17 protein-coding genes and 1 pseudogene are annotated in these 17782 nt (G+C 70.4%); 7 read left to right on the top strand and 11 right to left on the bottom strand.

The features are described 5' to 3' along the window. Positions 1-78 precede the first annotated feature (78 nt). A complete protein-coding gene (locus tag AB0N07_RS27505; protein ID WP_365839472.1) occupies positions 79-924 on the top strand; it encodes a helix-turn-helix transcriptional regulator in 846 nt (281 codons plus the stop codon). 113 nt (positions 925-1037) lie between these two features. On the opposite strand, the gene AB0N07_RS27500 is transcribed toward AB0N07_RS27505, so the two are convergent. From AB0N07_RS27500 to AB0N07_RS27485, 4 genes are all read right to left on the bottom strand, one after another. After that, positions 1038-1988 (bottom strand): class I SAM-dependent methyltransferase, encoded by a 951-nt coding sequence (locus AB0N07_RS27500; protein ID WP_365839470.1) that lies wholly within the window; start codon positions 1986-1988, stop codon positions 1038-1040. Between the two features lie 79 nt (positions 1989-2067). Next, positions 2068-2442, bottom strand: a complete 375-nt coding sequence (locus tag AB0N07_RS27495; protein WP_365839468.1) for a hypothetical protein — start codon at positions 2440-2442, stop codon at positions 2068-2070. Positions 2443-2450: 8 nt separating this feature from the next. Next, complete coding sequence (locus AB0N07_RS27490) at positions 2451-2855, bottom strand: hypothetical protein (protein WP_365839466.1); 405 nt, start codon at positions 2853-2855, stop codon at positions 2451-2453. 54 nt (positions 2856-2909) lie between these two features. Further along, a complete protein-coding gene (locus tag AB0N07_RS27485; protein ID WP_365839464.1) occupies positions 2910-3929 on the bottom strand; it encodes a LacI family DNA-binding transcriptional regulator in 1020 nt (339 codons plus the stop codon). Positions 3930-4149: 220 nt separating this feature from the next. Between AB0N07_RS27485 and AB0N07_RS27480 the strand changes: the two genes are divergently transcribed. The 5 genes from AB0N07_RS27480 (at position 4150) to AB0N07_RS27460 (ending at position 11127) form a co-directional block, all read left to right on the top strand. Then, the gene (locus AB0N07_RS27480; protein ID WP_365839462.1) at positions 4150-6078 is read left to right on the top strand and encodes a beta-L-arabinofuranosidase domain-containing protein; all 1929 of its coding nucleotides are present in this window, start codon (positions 4150-4152) and stop codon (positions 6076-6078) included. Positions 6079-6117: 39 nt separating this feature from the next. After that, positions 6118-7365 (top strand): extracellular solute-binding protein, encoded by a 1248-nt coding sequence (locus AB0N07_RS27475; RefSeq protein ID WP_365839460.1) that lies wholly within the window; start codon positions 6118-6120, stop codon positions 7363-7365. Positions 7366-7372: 7 nt separating this feature from the next. Continuing rightward, the gene (locus tag AB0N07_RS27470; RefSeq protein WP_365839458.1) at positions 7373-8344 is read left to right on the top strand and encodes a sugar ABC transporter permease; all 972 of its coding nucleotides are present in this window, start codon (positions 7373-7375) and stop codon (positions 8342-8344) included. Next, positions 8341-9162: a carbohydrate ABC transporter permease gene (locus tag AB0N07_RS27465; RefSeq protein ID WP_365839456.1), complete on the top strand. Its 822-nt coding sequence runs from the start codon at positions 8341-8343 to the stop codon at positions 9160-9162. The genes AB0N07_RS27470 and AB0N07_RS27465 overlap by 4 nt, the downstream gene beginning before the upstream one ends. Positions 9163-9375: 213 nt before the next feature. Continuing rightward, the gene (locus tag AB0N07_RS27460) at positions 9376-11127 is read left to right on the top strand and encodes an RICIN domain-containing protein (RefSeq protein ID WP_365839454.1); all 1752 of its coding nucleotides are present in this window, start codon (positions 9376-9378) and stop codon (positions 11125-11127) included. Between the two features lie 45 nt (positions 11128-11172). Here AB0N07_RS27460 and AB0N07_RS27455 read toward each other — a convergent pair whose 3' ends face one another. From AB0N07_RS27455 to AB0N07_RS27445, 3 genes are all read right to left on the bottom strand, one after another. Next, a complete protein-coding gene (locus AB0N07_RS27455) occupies positions 11173-11640 on the bottom strand; it encodes an anthrone oxygenase family protein (RefSeq protein WP_365839452.1) in 468 nt (155 codons plus the stop codon). A 92-nt stretch (positions 11641-11732) separates the two neighbouring features. Then, positions 11733-12134, bottom strand: a complete 402-nt coding sequence (locus AB0N07_RS27450) for an SseB family protein (protein ID WP_365839450.1) — start codon at positions 12132-12134, stop codon at positions 11733-11735. A gap of 120 nt (positions 12135-12254) precedes the next feature. Next, positions 12255-12947 carry a type 1 glutamine amidotransferase domain-containing protein gene (locus tag AB0N07_RS27445; RefSeq protein ID WP_365839448.1) on the bottom strand — a complete coding sequence of 231 codons (693 nt, stop codon included), beginning with the start codon at positions 12945-12947 and terminating at the stop codon, positions 12255-12257. A gap of 83 nt (positions 12948-13030) precedes the next feature. Here AB0N07_RS27445 and AB0N07_RS27440 point away from each other — a divergent pair, with 83 nt between their 5' ends. Beyond that, positions 13031-13990, top strand: a complete 960-nt coding sequence (locus AB0N07_RS27440) for a LysR family transcriptional regulator (protein ID WP_365839446.1) — start codon at positions 13031-13033, stop codon at positions 13988-13990. Positions 13991-14124: 134 nt separating this feature from the next. Here AB0N07_RS27440 and AB0N07_RS27435 read toward each other — a convergent pair. The 4 genes and pseudogenes from AB0N07_RS27435 to AB0N07_RS27420 all read right to left on the bottom strand — a co-directional run bounded on the left by AB0N07_RS27435 (position 14125) and on the right by AB0N07_RS27420 (position 17685). Further along, positions 14125-14495: pseudogene (locus tag AB0N07_RS27435) on the bottom strand (toxin Doc). A gap of 1 nt (position 14496) precedes the next feature. Further along, positions 14497-14754, bottom strand: a complete 258-nt coding sequence (locus AB0N07_RS27430; RefSeq protein ID WP_365839444.1) for a ribbon-helix-helix domain-containing protein — start codon at positions 14752-14754, stop codon at positions 14497-14499. Positions 14755-14853: 99 nt separating this feature from the next. Continuing rightward, positions 14854-15330: a (2Fe-2S)-binding protein gene (locus tag AB0N07_RS27425; protein ID WP_365839442.1), complete on the bottom strand. Its 477-nt coding sequence runs from the start codon at positions 15328-15330 to the stop codon at positions 14854-14856. A gap of 18 nt (positions 15331-15348) precedes the next feature. Continuing rightward, positions 15349-17685, bottom strand: coding sequence for a molybdopterin cofactor-binding domain-containing protein (locus AB0N07_RS27420; protein WP_365839440.1), 2337 nt, complete (start codon positions 17683-17685; stop codon positions 15349-15351). Between the last annotated feature and the right edge of the window lie 97 nt (positions 17686-17782).

Genomic DNA, 17782 nt, shown 5'->3' with positions numbered 1-17782 from the left:
CCCCATCAGCCAGGAGACCCGTCTTCCTGGGACTCGGAGTACCAGGCACATGCGCGGACCGCGGTGTTCACTGGGGGCATGACGGCGACGGAACTCGGACGGGCGCTGCGGCGCTGGCGCGACCGGGTCGCCCCGGAGGCGGCGGGGCTGCCCTCCGGCGGCCACCGGCGGGCGGCCGGTCTGCGGCGCGAGGAGCTGGCCCTGCTGGCCGGGATCTCGGTCGACTACATCACGCGTCTTGAGCAGGGGCGGGCGGCCAACCCCTCCGGGCAGGTCGTCGAGGCGCTGGCCCGGGCGCTGCGGCTGTCCGGGGACGAGCGCTCGTACCTGTACGGTCTGGCGGAGTTGGTGCCGCCGGGTCCCGACGTGGTGCCCGGCTTCATCACGCCGAGCGTCCAGCGGCTGCTGGACCGGCTGGTGGACACGCCTGTCGCGGTCTCCGACGCGGCCATGACCCTGCTGCTGGCCAACCCGATGTACGCGGCGCTGATGGGCGACCCGTCCGGCCTGCGCGGGTTCGAGCGCAACGGCGTGTGGCGCAACTTCCTCGGGTTTCCGAGCCGAGTGCGGCATACCCCGGAGGAGTGGCGTGCCTTTCAGGTCGGCATGGTCTCGGAGCTGCGGACGACCGCCGCCCGCTATCCGGCCGACCGTCAACTGCGGCTCCTGATCACGGAGTTGCGCACCAAGAGCAAGCGGTTCGCCCAGCTGTGGGACGCGGGCGTCGTCGGCCGGCTGGCGGCCTCGCGCAAGACGGTCGAGCATCCGCAGGTGGGTGTGCTCACGCTGGACTGCGACCTGCTGCGGGTGGAGGAGAACGACCTGCACATCCTCGTCTACTCCGCCGAGCCGGGCACCGAGGCCGCCGAGAAGCTGGATCTCATCTCCGTGATCGGCACACAGAACCTGGCCGGGAAGGGCTAGGTCGCCGAGCTGATCCAAACGACAGGCCCTAGCGGAGCGTCTCCTCGGCCAGGGCTCCGACGGCAGCCGAGCGGGCAGGAGGGCCCACCCGCTCACCGGGACGAGATCCGGGCCTACTGCGCGAACGGACGCCGCGGGGCCGCCTGAGCGCCGGGCGCGAGAGCCCGGCGTATCGCCCGGGTGACGATCGGAGGCAGCAGGTCCACGCCGATGCGGCGGACCCGGGAACGGGGCCGACGGCGCGCGGAGGCCACCGGGGCGGCGGGAGCGGTGGCAGGGGATGTGCGCGACTCGGGCGCCGTGTAGTACCGGGAGCGCGGGAAGGGCGGCGGCTGCATCCCCTTCTGTGCGCGGGTGCGGACCAGGCAGTGTCCCGCGGCCTCCTGGACGCTCAGGCCGACGTCCGTGCGGTCCCTGAGCATCGCCAGCAGTTCCTCCTGCACCGGTTCCGGGTCGCCCCAGGTGCCGTACAGCTTCTGGGTGCTGAGACAGATGGGGCGCAGCCCGCGGTTGAGCACGGCCTCCCAGGTGGCGACCGAGACGCCGGGGGTGTGCTCGGAGCGGAAGTCGTCCAGGACGACGATGCCGTCGGGCACGAGCAGGTCGCGGGCCGCGCCGATGTCGTCGTGGACGTGCTCGTACAGGTGCGAGGCGTCGATGTGGACGAAGCGGCAGCTGCCCGGGGCCACTTCCTTCGAGATCACGGAGGTGGGGGCCTCGATCACCCTGGGCAGGGCGTCGTGGAAGGAGAGGTAGTTGCGCTCGAAGGCCTGTCGGGTGAGCGAGGAGTACGACTTCGCCGTCTCGGCCTGGTTGGCTCCGTCCGGGGCGTCGCCACCGAAGAGGTCGCAGACGGTGAACTTCTCGCCGTCCTGGCGGTGTTGGCCGAGCAGGATCGCACTCTTGCCCATGTAGGCGCCGAGTTCCAGCAGGTCGCCCCGGAACCCACGCGTTTCCTGACGCTCGAGGAACCACGTGAACAGGACCTGGTCCAACGGCGGGAACCAGCCCGGGACGTCTTTCAGCTCGCCGGGATTGTTGTCAGTTGCTTGTGCAGTCGCCATGAAAGGGAACCTACTCACTGGGGACCGAACAAACGGTCGCCCGCCTGAACGTCCAGTGAACAGCTCGTCGCACCTTCCATCACCGGGCACCGGGAAAGCCGTCCCTTTCACCGGCCGGCCGACCAGATTCCCACACGCGTTCGAATTCGGTCTGGAAGTGCTCGTACCAGTGGCCGTCGCGCCCCGGCTTCACCGTGAAGACGGCGTCACCGCTGGCGGAGCTGTGCGAGTACACGTCGACGTGGATGGTGCCGCTCGACCGTCCCGGATCCAGGAGCATCAGCCCGTGGGCGGGCACGAAGGACAGGAACCTGACCTCGACCCTGCCGTCCACTCCCGGCCTCTCCACGAGCTCCCTGAGCAGGTCGATCGAGGGGCGCAACCGGTTCTCGTAGACCTCGGGCCGGTCGGCGACGGTGCTGCGCCGGGCGGCCTCCGCGGGCGCCGTCGACATGGGGTCGATCAGTGCGACCTTGACGACTGCGCCCGCTGCGGCGCGGTGCTCCAGCTCGTCGACGAGGTTGCGCAGGGTGCGGGCGAGGGTGATGCCGACGATCCTGATGTCCCGTGCGGTGCGGACCTGTTCGACGGCCTCGGGCTGTCCCTGCGGAAGAAGTCGGCCGCGGAGACCTCCCCGGAGCGGCCGGCCCGGACCTCGGCGGCCAGATCGGCGATCTGGCGCCGGCTGCCCAGCAGGCTCCCGGCCAGCAGGGCGAGCGTCGCCAGGGTGGCGGCGGCGAGGACCTTGCCGCCGGCCACGTCGAACACGCCGAGCACGGCCAGGGTCAGGGACAGCAGCGCCGTGACATAGAGCTCCAGGTTCTCTCCTGCGGAGAGGTCGCCGCGCAGTCGCCGTAGGAAACGCATGCCGATCATCGTCGGGAGCCCGGCGGGTATCCGTCAACGCCACGGGAGGGGCCGTCAGGTGGACTCGCGCACCACCAGCCGGCACGGCACCGTGTGCACTCCCGGAACCGCCTCGGAGTCGATGGCCTCCAGCAGTTTCAGGGCGGCGATGCGGCCGATCTCGGTGAGGTCCATGTCGATCGTGGTCAGCGGCGGGCGGCAGGCCAGGGCCATGGTGTCCCAGTTGTCGTAGCCGACGACGGCGATCTGGCCGGGTACGTCGACGCCGCGCTCGCGCAGTGCGTCGGCGACGCCTCGTGCGATCAGGTCGTTGCCGCAGAAGACGGCGTCCGTGTCGGGGGCCGTGCGCAGGACGGCATCGGTGGCCCGGCGCCCCCAGGCCTCGCTCCACTCCCCGAAGTGGACGCGGCCGGTGGCGAGTTGGAGGGAGGAGCGCTCCAGCAGGTCGACGGCGTGGCGGGCGCGGTCGCGGGCGGCCGCATGGTGTTCGGGGCCGGTGACATGGGCGATTTTCGTGCGGCCGGTGGCCAGCAGGTGCTCGACGGCGAGATGGGCGCCGCCCCGGTCGTCCGAGACGACCGAGGTGTCGGAGGGGTCGGTGGACGGGGAGAGCGCGTAGACGACGGGGATGCCGTCGAGGCCCCTCAGGGGCGGGCGCGGGTCCGTGCGCCGACCGGTGACGATGATGCCGTCGACCCGGCGGTCCATGAGGTTGCGCAGGTGGTGCTGCTCGCGGATGGTGTCGCCCCGGGTGTCGCACAGCAGCACCGAGATCTTCCCGGCGCCGAGCGCGTCCTCGGCGCCCAGCAGCACGGGCGTGCTGAAGCGGCCGATGCCGTCCGTCGTCATCAGCCCGACCGTCCAGCTGCGGCCGGTGTGCAGGCTCTGCGCATGCTGGTTGGGTCGGAAGCCGAGCGTCTCCACGGCGTCCAGCACCCGCTGCCGGGTCTCCGGGCGCATCCGGCCGCTGCCGCTGAGCGCCTTGGATGCCGTGCCGACGCTGACACCGGCGAGGGCGGCGACGTCGGCGAGCTTCGCCCGGCCGGTGGTGGATCGCGGAGCGGCTTCGGTCACGGGCAATCCTTTTCTCAGTCGTCGTCCCTGGCGGGCTCGGCGCGGTCCATGCTCGCAGGCGGTCCGGCGGAGTGCCAGCCCTTGAGCAACGAGAGAAATCTTGCGCAGAGCCCTTGACCGCGATCCCCTGCCTACCCTCTACTCATCGGCGAGGCAAACGGTTGCGCAGATCGTTGCCCAGTTCCGGTCGCTCCCCCCGCCTTCCACCTCTCGGAGAGCCATGCCCCGCACCGACGCCACCCCGCCCTCCCCCACCGGCCCGGTCCGTCTGGGCCCCGGCGCCCACTCCGTCCTGCGCCCCGCCGCGGCCGAAGTGACCGACGGTTTCTGGCAGGTGCGCCGCGAGGTCAACGCGCGTACGTCCATCCCGCAGGGCCCGGACCTGCTCGAGTCCGCGGGCAACCTGCACAATCTGCGGCTCGCGGCGGGCTCCGTCGAGGGCGCTTTCCAGGGCGCGTACCCGTTCGTCGACACGGATGTCTACAAGTGGCTGGAGGCGGCGGCCTGGCAGCTGGCCCAGGGCCCGTCCGCCGAGCTGGAGGCGGACGTCGACCGGATCGTCTCCCTGGTCGCCGCCGCCCAGCAGCCGGACGGCTATCTCAACACCTGGTTCCAGCTGGTCAAGGGCAGCGAGCGCTACCAGGACCTGCGCTGGGGCCACGAGCTGTACTGCGCGGGCCATCTCATCCAGGCCGCGGTCGCCCACCACCGGGCCACCGGACGCGGTGACCTCCTCGACGTGGCCCGCAGGTTCGCCGACCACATCGACTCGGTCTTCGGCCCGCCCGGCAGCGGCAAGGAGATCGACGGCATCGACGGCCACCCCGAGGTCGAGACCGCCCTGGTCGAGCTGTACCGGGAGACCGGCGAGCGCCGCTATCTGGACCTCGCCGGCTACTTCGTCGACCGGCACGGCCACGGTCTGCTCGGCGGCGAGGCCTACTGCCAGGACCGGGTGCCACTGCGCGAGGCGACGAACGTCGAGGGCCACGCCGTACGGCAGCTGTACCTGCTGGCCGCCGCCGCCGACCTCGCCACCGAGACCGGGGACGGCGAACTCCGCGCCGCCGCCGAGCGGTTGTGGCACGCCATGACCACCACGAAGACCCATCTCACCGGCGGCCTCGGCGCCCATCACGAGGAGGAGGACTTCGGCGACCCGTACGAACTGCCCAATGAGCGCGCCTACTGCGAGACCTGCGCCGCCATCGCCTCCGTGCAGTGGAGCTGGCGCATGGCCCTGCTCACCGGCGAGGCCCGCTACGGCGACCTGATCGAGCGCACCCTGTTCAACGGCTTCCTCGCCGGGGTCTCGCTGGACGGCGAACGCTGGCTGTACGTCAACCCGCTGCAGGTCCGCGACGGCCACACCGACCCCGGCGGCGACCAGTCGGCCCGCCGCACCCGCTGGTTCCGCTGCGCCTGCTGCCCGCCGAACGTGATGCGGCTGCTGGCCGGCCTGGAGCACTACCTCGCCACCGGCGACGACGACGGTCTGCAGATCCACCAGTACGTCACCGGCCGCTACGCCGCCGGACCGATCGCCGTGCGCGCCGAGACCGACTACCCCTGGCACGGCACGATCGCCCTCACCGTCGAGGACACCCCGGCCGACCGGCCCTGGACGCTGTCGCTGCGCATCCCGCAGTGGTGCCGCGAGTTCCGGGTGCGGTGCGGCGAGGTGACGTACGACCAGAGCGACGCTCCGGTCACCGAGGGCTGGCTGCGCATCGAACGCACCTGGACGCCGGGTGACCAGGTCGTCCTCGAACTCGGCCTGGAGCCGCGGCTGACGGCGGGCGACCCGCGCGTCGATGCCGTGCGCGGCTGTGCGGCGATCGAACGCGGGCCGCTCGTGTACTGCCTGGAGCAGGTCGACCACCCGGGCGGCGGCCTCGACGACATCGTCCTCGACCCGAGCCGTCCGCTCGCCGTCAAGCACCGTCCGGACCTGCTCGGCGGGGTCACCACGGTCGTGGCGGCCGGGCGGCGGCGCGTCATCCCCGATGCGGGGTGGTGGCCCTACCGACCGGCCGGCACCCATGAGACCCCCGCGGACGGCGAGTCCGTCGAGCTCACGGCGGTCCCCTACTACGCCTGGGCCAACCGGCAGGACGGCGCCATGCGCGTCTGGCTGCCCACCTCCTGACACACCCTCAACTTCGGTCTACGACAACGAGGTCACCCCGTGATACCCACCCGCCGCACCCTCCTCGCCGCGCTCGCGGCCGTCGGCACGCTCGCCTCCCTGACCGCCTGCTCAGGCGGCTCCGGCTCCTCGGACTCCTCCTCCGGCAAGGCCGGCGGGACGTACACCTTCTGGGACCCCTACCCGCAGTTCGACGCCTCCTCGGCCTGGGGCAGGCTGTTGACCGGGTGCGGGACGAAGGCCGGGGTGAAGCTCAAGCGCACCGCGTACGACACCACCGACCTCGGCAACAAGGCGCTGCTGGCCGCCCAGCAGGGCAATGCGCCCGATGTGATGCTGGTGGACAACCCGGTCGTCTCCACGCTTGTCGAGGCCGGGATCCTCAACAAGACCAGCGATCTCGGCCTGGACACGAAGTTGATCCAGAAGAACATCATCGGCGCGGGCACCATCGACAACGCCTCCTACGGGGTGCCGATCGGCGCCAACACCCTCGCGCTCTACTACAACAAGAAGGTGCTTTCCGCCGCCGGTGTCGACGCGGCCTCCATCAAGGACTGGAACTCCCTGACGGCCGCCCTGAAGAAGGTCAAGTCGGCCGGGAAGAAGGGAATCACGTTCTCCGCGATCAACACGGAGGAGGGCAGCTTCCAGTTCCTGCCGTGGTTCTGGGGCGCGGGCGGCGACCTGACCAAGCTCGACTCCGCCAAGGGAGTTGCGGCTCTCTCCCTGTGGAAGCAGTGGGTGGACGCGGGGTACGCCCCCAAGGACGTCCTGCAGAACACCCAGACCACCAGCTGGCAGGAGTTCGCCACCGGCGACTACGCGTTCGGCGAGAACGGCACCTGGCAGCTGGGCAACGCGGCCAAGGCCGGCTTCGACTACGGAATCATCAACATCCCCGGGCAGAACGGCGGTTCGGCGCCGGTGCCGACAGGCGGTGAGTTCGTGACCGTGCCCGTGCAGAAGGACACCGGGCGCTACGACGTCAGCAAGAAGATCGTCACGTGTCTGACCAACGACGCGAACCTGCTGCCCACCGACACGACGCTGCAGTACGTCGCGCCGACGGCCGCCGTGCAGGCCGAGCAGGTGAAGCAGAACCCGAAGCTGAAGCCCTGGGTGGACGCGGTGGCCGCGGCCCGCGGCCGTACCAGCGGCGGTCTGGGCACCAAGTACCCGACCATCTCCCAGCCGATGTGGACCGCCGTCCAGGCGGCGCTGTCGGGCAGCAAGAGCCCGCAGGACGCCCTGGACACGGCCCAGTCGAGCGCGCAGAAGGGCTAGGGCCGGCATGACCATCGCCCGGGTCGACCGTCCGCGGCGGGCAGCGTCCGCCGCGGCGGGGGCGAGCGGCACCGACGCCGAGTCCATGCGCCGCCGGCACCGGCGCAGGAGCCGGCTGACCGCGCTCGCGTTCGTCACCCCCCTCCTCGCCTACCTCGCCGCCTTCTACGTCTATCCGCTCTACCGCAACCTCGACCTGAGCCTGCGCGACTACACCGTGCGGTCGTTCGTGGCGGGGGATGCGCCGTTCTCCGGCTGGGACAACTTCCGGAAGGTCCTGGACGACCCGACGTTCGGCCCGGCGATACGCCACACGATGATCTTCACCTTCGTTTCGATCGCCTTCCAGTACGTCATCGGGCTCGCCCTGGCGGTCTTCTTCAACCGGCACTTCCGGCTCGCACCCACCCTGCGCGCGCTGTTCCTGATCCCGTGGCTGCTGCCGCTGATCGTGTCGGCGTCGACGTGGTCGTGGATGTTCAACAGCGAGTCCGGAGTGGTGAACTACTTCCTGCACTTCCTCGGGGTGAACCCGGTCGGCTGGCTGACCTCGCCGGACTGGGCCCTGGCCTCGGTGATCGTCGCCAACATCTGGATCGGCATCCCGTTCAACCTGGTCATCCTGTACAGCGGCCTGCAGAACATCCCCGCCGAGCTGTACGAGGCGGCGGCGCTGGACGGGGCGAGCGCCTGGCAGCAGTTCCGCCGCATCACCTTCCCGCTGCTGCGCCCGGTCTCCGCGATCACCCTGCTGCTCGGGCTCGTCTACACCCTCAAGGTGTTCGACCTGATCTGGATCATGACCAAGGGCGGCCCGGGCGACGCCTCGTCCACCCTGGCGACCTGGTCCTACCAGCTCGGCTTCGGCACGCTGCTGCCCAAGTTCGGCCCCGGCGCCGCGGTCGGCAACATCCTCATCCTCATCGCCCTCGTCTTCGGTCTGCTGTACATCCGCGTCCAGAGGAGGCAGGAAGCATGAAGTCCCGTACGCCTGCCCGCCGTTACACGGCCATCGGGCTGATCCTGACCGCGCTGATGCTGTTCCCCGTGTACTGGATGCTCAACGTGTCCCTCACCCCGCAGCAGGACATGCGCAAGGACCCGCCCGACCTGCTGCCCCTGCACCCCACCTTCGAGGGCTACAAGGCCGTCCTGGACGACCAGTTGCCGTATCTCGGCACGAGCCTGCTCATCGGCCTGGGCACGGTCGCACTCACCCTGCTGCTCGCCGCCCCGGCCGGCTACTCGCTGGCGAGACTCCGTCCGCGCGGGGGCGGGGCGCTCGGTCTGGGGCTGCTGATCGCGCAGATGATCCCCGGCATCGTCATGGCGATGGGGTTCTACGGCATCTTCCTGGACTTCGGGCTGCTCAATTCCTGGTGGGGCCTGATCATCGCGGACTCGACCATCGCCGTGCCCTTCGGAGTCATGATCTTCACGGCGTTCATGTCGGGGATCCCCGGCGAGCTGATCGCCGCCTCCCGCATCGACGGTGCCGGCACCTTCCGCACCTTCTGGTCCGTCGTGCTGCCGGTGAGCCGCAACGCCCTGGTCACGGTCTCGCTGTTCAGCTTCCTGTGGGCCTGGTCCGACTTCGTCTTCGCCAACACCCTCGACGGCGGCGGCGATCTGAGGCCGATCACCCTCGGCATCTACAAGTACATCGGCAACAACAACCAGGAGTGGAACGCGATCATGGCCACCGCCGTCGTCGCGTCCGTCCCCGCAGCCGTACTGCTGGTCCTCGCACAGCGCTATGTGGCCGCGGGTGTGACCGCGGGCGCCGTGAAGGACTGAGGCGGCGCTGAGCGCTCCGCTAGCTGTGTCGATTTGCGGCTGCGCCGCGGGGCGGCGATATGGCGTCGGTCTGCAGCGCCGTCGTGGCTGGTCGCGCCCGCGCGGCGGAGCCGCACATCGAAACAGCCCCGCGCCCTTTTGGGGCGCCGCCGAACCGCAGGCTGATTTGTCCTGCCTGTTCCCCCCATCCCCCTCCATGAGGAGAACCGTGTCATGAGCCGCACAAGACTACCCGTCCCCACACGCCTGACCGCGAGCGTCGGCGCGATCGCTCTCGCTGCTGCCGCCCTCGCCGTGGCCACCCCCGCGCAGGCGGCCCCCACAGCGTCCACCACCCTGGTCGTCAACGCCGACCAGACCCTGCGGCCCGTCACTCACGTGGCGACCGGCAGTCTGTACGGGCTCGCCGACGCGAGCACCCCCTCCGACAGCCTGACGGCCGCGCTCAAGCCGAACACCTTCGTGCAGATGGCCCCGGGCGGCTCCCAGCTGCCCAACGGCGAGCCCAAGCCCGCGGGCGACGCGCTCGTGGTGGCGTCCAAGGCGGCGCGGGCCGGCGCCAAGGTCGTCGTACGCATGCCGGACTGGTATCCGAACTTCCCGTACAAGTGGGTGAGTTGGAGCGACTGGCTGTCCGCCGTGGACAAGCAGGTCGCGTCCGTGAAGTCGTCAGGCGCCACCAACATCGCCGCCTACGAGCTGTGGAACGAGCCCGAGGGCACCTGGAACACCTCGGCGGCCGGTGCTTTCGACGACGGCTGGGCGAGGACCTACAAGGAGGTCCGGTCCAAGGACACCGGCACCCCCATCCAGGGGCCGAGCTTCGCGACGTACACCGACAGCAAGATGAAGTCGTTCCTCCAGGACGCCATCGCGAACAACGGGGTGCCCGACATCGTCGCCTGGCACGAGCTGCAGACCAGCGCGAACATCGCCGCGCACGTGGCCGACTACCGGGCGCTGGAGACGAGCCTCGGTCTCAGCCACCGCCCGATCGCCATCGAGGAGTACGGCACGCCCAGCGAGGTCGGCGTCCCCGGGCCGATGGTCAGCTACGCCGCCAAGTTCGAGCGGGCGGGCGTGCGCGACGCCGAGATGGCCTTCTGGAACCACTACGGCACCCTCGGCGACACCCTGACCGACACCGGGGCTTCACCGAACGGCGCGTACTGGCTCTACAAGTGGTACGGCGACATGTCCGGGAACATGCTGGTCACCACTCCCCCGGCGCAGACGGGCATCGACGGCGCGGCCTCGCTCAACGGCGCCGGCAACCAGGTGAGTGTCATCTTCGGCGGCGGGGCGGGCTCAAGCGCGGTCACCGTCAAGGGGCTCGGCTCGCTGTCGGCGTTCGGGTCCACCGTGCACGTGAAGCTGGAGTACACGCCCTCCAAGGGGCGAACGACGGCGGTCTCCGGTCCGGTCACCATCTCCGACGCCGACTACACCGCCTCCAACGGCTCCATCACCGTGCCCGTGACGACCAACGCCTCCGACGGCTATCACCTGGTGATCACCCCGAGCGGCACCTCGACCTCGCTGGCCGGGACGTACCAGATCACCAACAAGAACAGCGCTCTCGCGCTCGACACCTCGGGTGCGGGGACGGCGCAGGGCACCTCGGTCGTCCAGGCGACGTCGAGCACGGGCAGCAGCCAGTCATGGACGCTGACGCCCGCGGGCTCCGGCCTCTACAAGATCGTCAACAGGGCGAGCGGACTGCTGCTGGGCATCGACTCCATGAGCACGTCGGACGGCGGCAAGGCCCTGATCTGGAGTGACAACGGGACCGCCGACCACCTCTGGCAGCTCATCCCGTCCGGCGACGGCTACTACAAGATCGCCAACTACAACAGCGGGCTGCTGCTGGGCGTGAACAACATGAGTACGTCGTCCGGGGCGCAGGTCCTGCAGTGGGACGACAACGGCACGGCCGACCATCTGTGGAAGCTGACCGCGCGGTGACCCGAGCGTGGGCGTTCCCCTACCTGCGGGAACGCCCACGCCCAGTCAGACGACAGCCGGTCGGCGTCGATCGGCGGTCGCTGCGGTCAGGCGACCGAGCGCGACGACGATCGCGGCGGTCCGCACGCCATGCGCGATCTGCCAGCGATCGCGTATGCGGGCCCAGTCAGCAGGGGGATTCTGCGGACTCCAGCTCATTTGCTCGACGTTGATGGGGCCGTTGACGGCGAGGGAGACCGCGAGGGCCAGCAGGAGCAGGGCGAGCACGAAGGCCGCCGGAGGGAGTGCGGGGCGGGGCAGCTCCCTCCGTTCCTGCACGGCCAGCATGGTCACGGCGATGAGAGTCGGCACCAGGACGCCGCCGATGAACCAGGTGAAGACGGCGAACTCGGCCTGCCGTACACGCACGTACTCCGGTCCACTCAGCCTCCGTAGCGCCAGCTCGAGGAAGCCCACGGTGACGGCTGTCCCCGCCAGCAGTCCGCAGCCCAGCAGACTCACCTGCCGCGTCATTCCCGTAAACGTGGTTCCCGCCATCGCGCACGCTCCCTCCGGGGGACCCTGTTCCCCTTCGGGATGACGAAAGGAACTGCCGAGATGTGACCTCAGGCGGCGCCGCGGTCGAGCAGCTGCCTGACCCCCTCAGCCGTCAGAGCCACTTCCTCGGGTGTACCGGCGTCGATGACGAGCGCCAGCGTCTCGGACGGCCAGCGGTGGGCGAGCGTGCCCAGCGCCATCCGGCGATGCTGTGTGACCTGCGGAAGCGCCGACTGCAGACGCGTTTCGGTGGTGAACACAGGCACCAGCTCGGTGCCGTCCTCCTGTGCGTAGACGGGCAGGGTCACCGCCGAGGGATCCTGCTCCTCGGCGGCACCGGAACCGGCCGGCACCAGTACCTCGCTGCCGGCCAGGGTGTTGAGCTCGGCCTCGTCCGCATCGCCCCCGACCACGGCACGCAGGGCCTGATGTACGGCGGGGGTGGAGCCGTCGGGAGAGTAGTCGGTCACGGTTGATCCAATCACCGGGTCGAACAGCGGGACACGTCACTGTGCCCGCCAGTGGTCCGCCGGGGCGGCTACCCGAAGTCCCGGCGGTCATGTGTCCCTGTCCCGCCGCCGACGTCACGTTCAGCCCAGGGTCTTGAGCAGCTCCGCGGCGAGCGGGGCGGAGGAGGCCGGGTTCTGGCCGGTGACGAGGTTGCGGTCGACGACGATGTGCGGCGCCCACGGCTCACCGACCTGGACCTGCACGCCGGCCTCGGTCAGCCGGTCCTGCAGCAGCCACTTGGCCTTGTCGGCGAAGCCGGACTGGGTCTCCTCGTCGTTGGTGAACGCGGCCACCCGGTACCCGGCGAAGGCGTTGACGCCGTCCCGCTCGGCGGCGAGCAGCGCGGCCGGGCCGTGGCAGACGACGCCGAGCGGCTTGCCGGACTCCAGGGCGAGGGTGAGCAGCTTGCCGGAGTCGGCGTCGACGGCGAGGTCCTCCATCGGGCCGTGGCCGCCGGGGTAGTACACGGCGGCGTACTCGTCGAGGTTCACGTCCTGCAGGCTGATGGGGTGCTGCAGCTCGGTGGCCGCGGCGAGCACGCCGGCGACGCGGTCGGCCTGCTCCTGCCCGCCGTTGTACTGGGCGGCGAGGCTGCCCTTGTCCACGGTCGGCACGACACCGCCCGGAGTGGCCACGACGATCTCGTGACCGGCGGCCTTGAACGCCTCGTAGGGAGCGACGGCCTCCTCGGCCCAGAAGCCGGTGGGGTGGCGGGTGCCGTCGGCCAGCGTCCAGTGGTCGACGCCGGTCATCACGAAAAGGATCTTCGACATGCTCTGTCTCCGAAGGGTCGTCAGCGTAGTGGTGATCCAAACGTAAGCTCCGCCTGCCATTGGAATCCAATAGGCTCATCGATATGAGGAATAGGGAAACCTATGACGGGCAGGAGAGAGCCCAGGTCGGCGGCTCGACGGCACTCGATCTCAATCTGCTGCGTACCTTTCTCGCCGTCTACCGCACCGGCTCCTTCACGGCCGCGGCGCGTCTGCTCGGGCTGTCGCAGCCCACGGTGACGACGCAGGTGCGCGCGCTGGAGCGGCAACTGGACCGGGAGCTGTTCCAGCGCCAGGCCCGCGGGGTCTCCCCCGCTCCGTACGCCGACGAGCTCGCCGCCCGCATCGTGGAGCCGCTGGATTCCCTCGCCACGATCACCGGTCGGGGCGGACCGGCCGAGGACCAGTCGCCGGATCCGGTGCACCTGGCGGGACCGCACGAGTTCCTGACCCGATCCGTTCTGCCCGGTCTCGCGCCGCTGGTGGACCGAGGCGTACGGCTGCGCATCACCCCCGGACTGACCGAGCCGCTCCTGGACGACCTGCGGGCGGGCCGCCACGACCTGGTGATCGCGACCTTCCGGCCACGCGGCCGGACCCTGGCCGCCGTGCCCCTCGCGGACGAGGACTTCGTGCTGGTCGCCGCCCCCGACCGGGCCGAGCGCATCGGCGGGCCGGCCGGGATCGCCGCCGCCGGGCCCGCCGCCCTCCACGGCGTGCCCCTGGTCGCCTACGCCGAGGATCTGCCGATCGTGCGCCGCTACTGGCGTCATGTCTTCGGCAGACGCCTCGTCCGCCAGCCGGCGGTCACCATGCCCGACCTGAACGCGGTCAAGGCAGCGGTGGTCGGCGGTACGGGCTTCACGGTCCTTCCCCGCTATCTGTGCACCGCCGAACTGGCCTCGGGCGCCCTGGTGTTGCTGCACGACCCGGACGACCCACCCATCAACACCGCCTTCCTCGTCCAACGCCCCGGCGCCTCCGCCAACCCTCACGTAGCCCTGGTCCGCGAGCACCTGCTCCAGGCGGTGCGCAACAACTGAGCAGTGCTCCGAAGAGGCGCGAGGCGTATCCATATGCGGCTCCGCCGCGTGGGCGCGACCAGCGTCTCGCGTCCGCCTACCCTCGCAAGACCCTGGGCACCGGCTGTGGAGCACGCCGGCGGCTCAGCCGGTGGTCAGATGCGCCACGAGCGGATGCGGTCGGCGGCGTCGTATCCGTCGGCGCGGCCGACGTCGATGTCCCGGGCGAGGTCGATGAGCGCTCCGTAAGGCGGGTCGACGGCCTCGCCGGTGGCGGCCATGTAGGCGACGACGATCGCGGCGCCGTACAGGGCATTGCGGGCCGGCAGGGGGCGGAGTCGGATGACTGCGTGCATGAGGGCGGCCGCGCGCCAGGCGTTGTCCACGGTGGCGCCGACCTGCGGGGTGTTGACGCGGTGCCGGGCGATGGCGGCCACGAGGTTGGAGAAGTCGTGGACTTCCGGTGCTTCGGCAGCACCTCCGCCTGCCACTCGAGCAGCCAGCGGATGTCGATGTGGAGTTCCACGTCAGGCGGCCCGCCCCGGGCCCTCGGCCGCGTCCGGACGGGCGGGGGCGTCGTCGGGGAAGGCGGCGTCGAACGCGTCCGCATTGTCCTTGACGAACTTGCGGAAGGTTTCCGCGGCGCCTTCGAGACGGGGGTCGCGCAAGGCGTTGCGTGCGGCCTCGGTGATGAGTGCGGTCACCGTGGTGCCCTCGGCCTCTGCCCGCTCCTGCAGCTGCGCGTGGAGCTCGTCGGGGACCCGGATCGTCACTGCCTTCGACATACCCACGACCGTACGGCAGGACGTACAGCACCGGGAACGGATCCGACGGAACCGGCCCCTGAGCAGCACCCGGATCCCCGTAGAGCGCTCAGCGCCCGTTCAGTACTTTTGCGCACCGGCCACAATCGCCTCCCGGATACGGTGGTACGTCCCGCACCGGCACACGTTGCGGATCTCGTCGAGGTCGGCCTCACTGATGTCGCGGCCCTCCTCGCGAGCCTGGCGGACCTTGGCGACCGCGGTCATGATCTGGCCGGGCTGGCAGTAGCCGCACTGTGCGACGTCGTACTCCAGCCAGGCCTCCTGCATCGGGTGGAGTGCCCTGCCGACCGTGGCGGGCAGGCCCTCGATGGTCGTCACCTCGTCGGTGGGGCCGAGGTCCTTGACCGGGACGCTGCAGGGGTTGAACGCCTTGCCGTTGATGTGGCTCGTACAGGCCTGGCACACGCCGAGCCCGCAGCCGTACTTCGGTCCGGTGACGCCCAGGACGTCCCGCAGCACCCACAGCAGCCGTACGTCGTCCTCGATGTCGACGGTCACCGGTCTGCCGTTGAGGATGAAGGTGTGTTCGGGCACGAAGAACCTCCTGGGCTCCTAGTAGGCGCGGCTCAGGCCGTCGGTGGGGGACGCCGGGATCGGCGGGGTGGTGGGCAGCGGTTCGAAACCGAGGGGACCTGCGTGGTTGATCGGGAACGTGGTCGGCATGGTGCCTGTCGCGCGCCCGTACGCGCAGGCCACGGCCGCCATCGCGCCCGCGACGGCGAGCTCGCCGGCGCCGCCGGGCCTGCCGGTGGTCGGTGGCATGACGACGATCTCCAGTTCCGGCGGGGTGTTCCACTGGCGGGTGTAGAAGTAGTTGTCCCAACTGCCTTCCAGGAAGTGCCCGTTGGCCAGGTGCAGTCCGGAGCTGAGGGTGATCGCGATGCCGTCCATGATGCCGCCCATCATCTGGGCCTCAAGGCCGCGCGGGTTGACGGCGAGCCCGGCGTCGACCGCGCAGACCACCTTGGTGACGCGTGGTCCGGTGTAGGCGTCGGGGACCTTGCGGCCGGTGGTCCGTGGGCGGCAGTCGATCTCGGCGAGGACGGCGACGTAGGCGTGGTACTCGGGGTGCAGCGCGATGCCCTGCGCTGTTCCGGCCGCCATGCTGCGTCCCCAACTGCCCACCTCGGCGGCCTTGTCCAGGACGGCCCGGGCCCGCTCGTCCTTCAGGAAGGTGCGGCGGAACTGACAGGGGTCCTTGCCCATCCGCTTGGCCAGCTCGTCCACGATCAGCTCCTGCGCGCAGCGCACGTTGGGCGAGTAGATGTTGCGCATGGAGCCGGTGTGGAAGCCCTTGTCGGTCTCGCTGAGGAGCTGGGTGACGACGCCGAAGTTGTACGGGGTCTGCTGGGTGAGCGTGAAGATCGTCTCGGAGAAGGTGAGGTCGCCGACGGGCAGTCGGGCCGCTTCCGAGGTGATGATCTCGCCGACGCCGTGGCCGAAGTCGGTGGCCACGGAGGTGTGGCGCTGGTCGTAGGTGAGGACCTGGCCGAGCGCATAGGTGGCGCGCACCCGTGAGGTGGACATGGGGTGGGTGCGGCCCTGGCGGAAGTCGTCGGTGCGGTGCCACATCAGCCGGACCGGCTTGCCCGTGGCCTTGGAGATCTCCGCGGCTTCGGCGGCGCCGTCGTGGAAGAGCTTGCGTCCGAAGGAGCCGCCGCCCTGGGTGACATGCACCTTGACGGCGCTCGCGGGCAGTCCGAGGGTGAGCGCGATCTGCTCCTGAGCGGTGATCGGGGACTTGAGGCTGGCCCAGATCTCGGCCGAGTCCTCGCGTACGTCGGCGACGGCGCAGTTGGTCTCCAGGGCGCTGTTGCTCGCGAAGTGGAAGGTGAAGCGGGCGTCGACCGACTTGGTGAGCAGGTCCAGGGCGGGCAGCGGGAGTTCGGCCCCCCGCAGTTCGTCGCGGATGGTGTCGTCGGAGGCGTCGTCCACGGTGCCGGGGCCCCAGGCGACCTTCAGGGCGCGCACGGCGTCGATGCACTGCCCGAAGGTGCGGCCGCGGACGGCGACGCCGGTGGAGATCCGTACGACGTCGGTGATGCCGGGCATGGCCCGCACCTCGTCGAGGTTGTCAACCGTGCGGACCGTGCCGTTGATCGTGGGCGGACGGCACACCATGGCCGGCAGCGCACCCGGCACGTGGACGTCCATCGCGAACTTCTTGCGGCCGGTGACGGCCTCCAGTGCGTCGACGCGTCGCTGCGCGGTTCCGATGACCTTGAACTCGGACGACTTCTTCAGCGTGACCGAGACCTGGCTGGTCGTCACTGCGGCGGCCTTCGCGGCGAGTTCGCCGTAGGTGAGGCTCTTGCCGGTCAGGGAGGAGGTGATGACGCCGAGCTTCGCGGTGAGGGTGTCGGCGGCCTCGCCGAGTTCGAGGGCTGCGGCCTGAAGGAGCCGGCCGCGGGCGACGGCTGCCGCGACCCGGATCGGGGTGAAGGTGGAGATGGTGGTGTTGGATCCGCCGGTGAGCTGGTTGAACAACAGCTCGGGGCGGGCGTCGGCGAGGGTGACGTGGACCTTGTCCAGTGGCAGGTCGAGTTCCTCGGCGACGAGCATCGCGCTGGAGGTGGTGATGCCCTGCCCGACCTCGGCCCGGGGCAGGGCGAAGGAGGCGGTGCCGTCGGTGTCGACCCGGACGGTGATCAGGTTCGCCGTGGGCAGGGTGGCATGGGTGAGCATGTCGTTGAGGTCGTAGAGCTCGGCCGGTCCGGGCGCGGAGGGGACGACCGCTGCGGCCCGGCCGGGCGCGAGGGCGGCCTCGCCGAGCTCGGCGGCGACGGTGAGCGTGGAGGCGGCCAGGACGTATCCCAGGAAGCGTCTGCGTCCGATGCCGTCCGCAGCGGGATCGGCGTCCTGCGGCTGCGGGTGGTCGTGGGCTCCCATCAGCGGTCCTCCAAGCGCGCGGCACTCGCCTCGATGGCGGATCCCGACTGTGCACGTCAGGCGCGCTCCGCGAAAGATCTACGAGCCGCATCCACAC

It is taken from the genome of Streptomyces sp. NPDC051172, assembly GCF_040682555.1.
GTDB lineage: Bacteria > Actinomycetota > Actinomycetes > Streptomycetales > Streptomycetaceae > Streptomyces.
The sequence above is the reverse complement of the archived record's forward strand: the minus strand, read 5'-3'. Positions and strand labels throughout refer to the sequence as shown.

Coding starts and splice junctions, on each gene's coding strand:
- AB0N07_RS27505 (WP_365839472.1), top strand. CDS start 79: ATGACGGCGACGGAACTCGGACGGGCGCTGCGGCGCTGGCGCGACCGG.
- AB0N07_RS27500 (WP_365839470.1), bottom strand. CDS start 1,988: ATGGCGACTGCACAAGCAACTGACAACAATCCCGGCGAGCTGAAAGAC.
- AB0N07_RS27495 (WP_365839468.1), bottom strand. CDS start 2,442: ATGTCGACGGCGCCCGCGGAGGCCGCCCGGCGCAGCACCGTCGCCGAC.
- AB0N07_RS27490 (WP_365839466.1), bottom strand. CDS start 2,855: ATGCGTTTCCTACGGCGACTGCGCGGCGACCTCTCCGCAGGAGAGAAC.
- AB0N07_RS27480 (WP_365839462.1), top strand. CDS start 4,150: ATGCCCCGCACCGACGCCACCCCGCCCTCCCCCACCGGCCCGGTCCGT.
- AB0N07_RS27470 (WP_365839458.1), top strand. CDS start 7,373: ATGACCATCGCCCGGGTCGACCGTCCGCGGCGGGCAGCGTCCGCCGCG.
- AB0N07_RS27465 (WP_365839456.1), top strand. CDS start 8,341: ATGAAGTCCCGTACGCCTGCCCGCCGTTACACGGCCATCGGGCTGATC.
- AB0N07_RS27460 (WP_365839454.1), top strand. CDS start 9,376: ATGAGCCGCACAAGACTACCCGTCCCCACACGCCTGACCGCGAGCGTC.
- AB0N07_RS27455 (WP_365839452.1), bottom strand. CDS start 11,640: ATGACGCGGCAGGTGAGTCTGCTGGGCTGCGGACTGCTGGCGGGGACA.
- AB0N07_RS27445 (WP_365839448.1), bottom strand. CDS start 12,947: ATGTCGAAGATCCTTTTCGTGATGACCGGCGTCGACCACTGGACGCTG.
- AB0N07_RS27440 (WP_365839446.1), top strand. CDS start 13,031: ATGAGGAATAGGGAAACCTATGACGGGCAGGAGAGAGCCCAGGTCGGC.
- AB0N07_RS27430 (WP_365839444.1), bottom strand. CDS start 14,754: ATGTCGAAGGCAGTGACGATCCGGGTCCCCGACGAGCTCCACGCGCAG.
- AB0N07_RS27420 (WP_365839440.1), bottom strand. CDS start 17,685: ATGGGAGCCCACGACCACCCGCAGCCGCAGGACGCCGATCCCGCTGCG.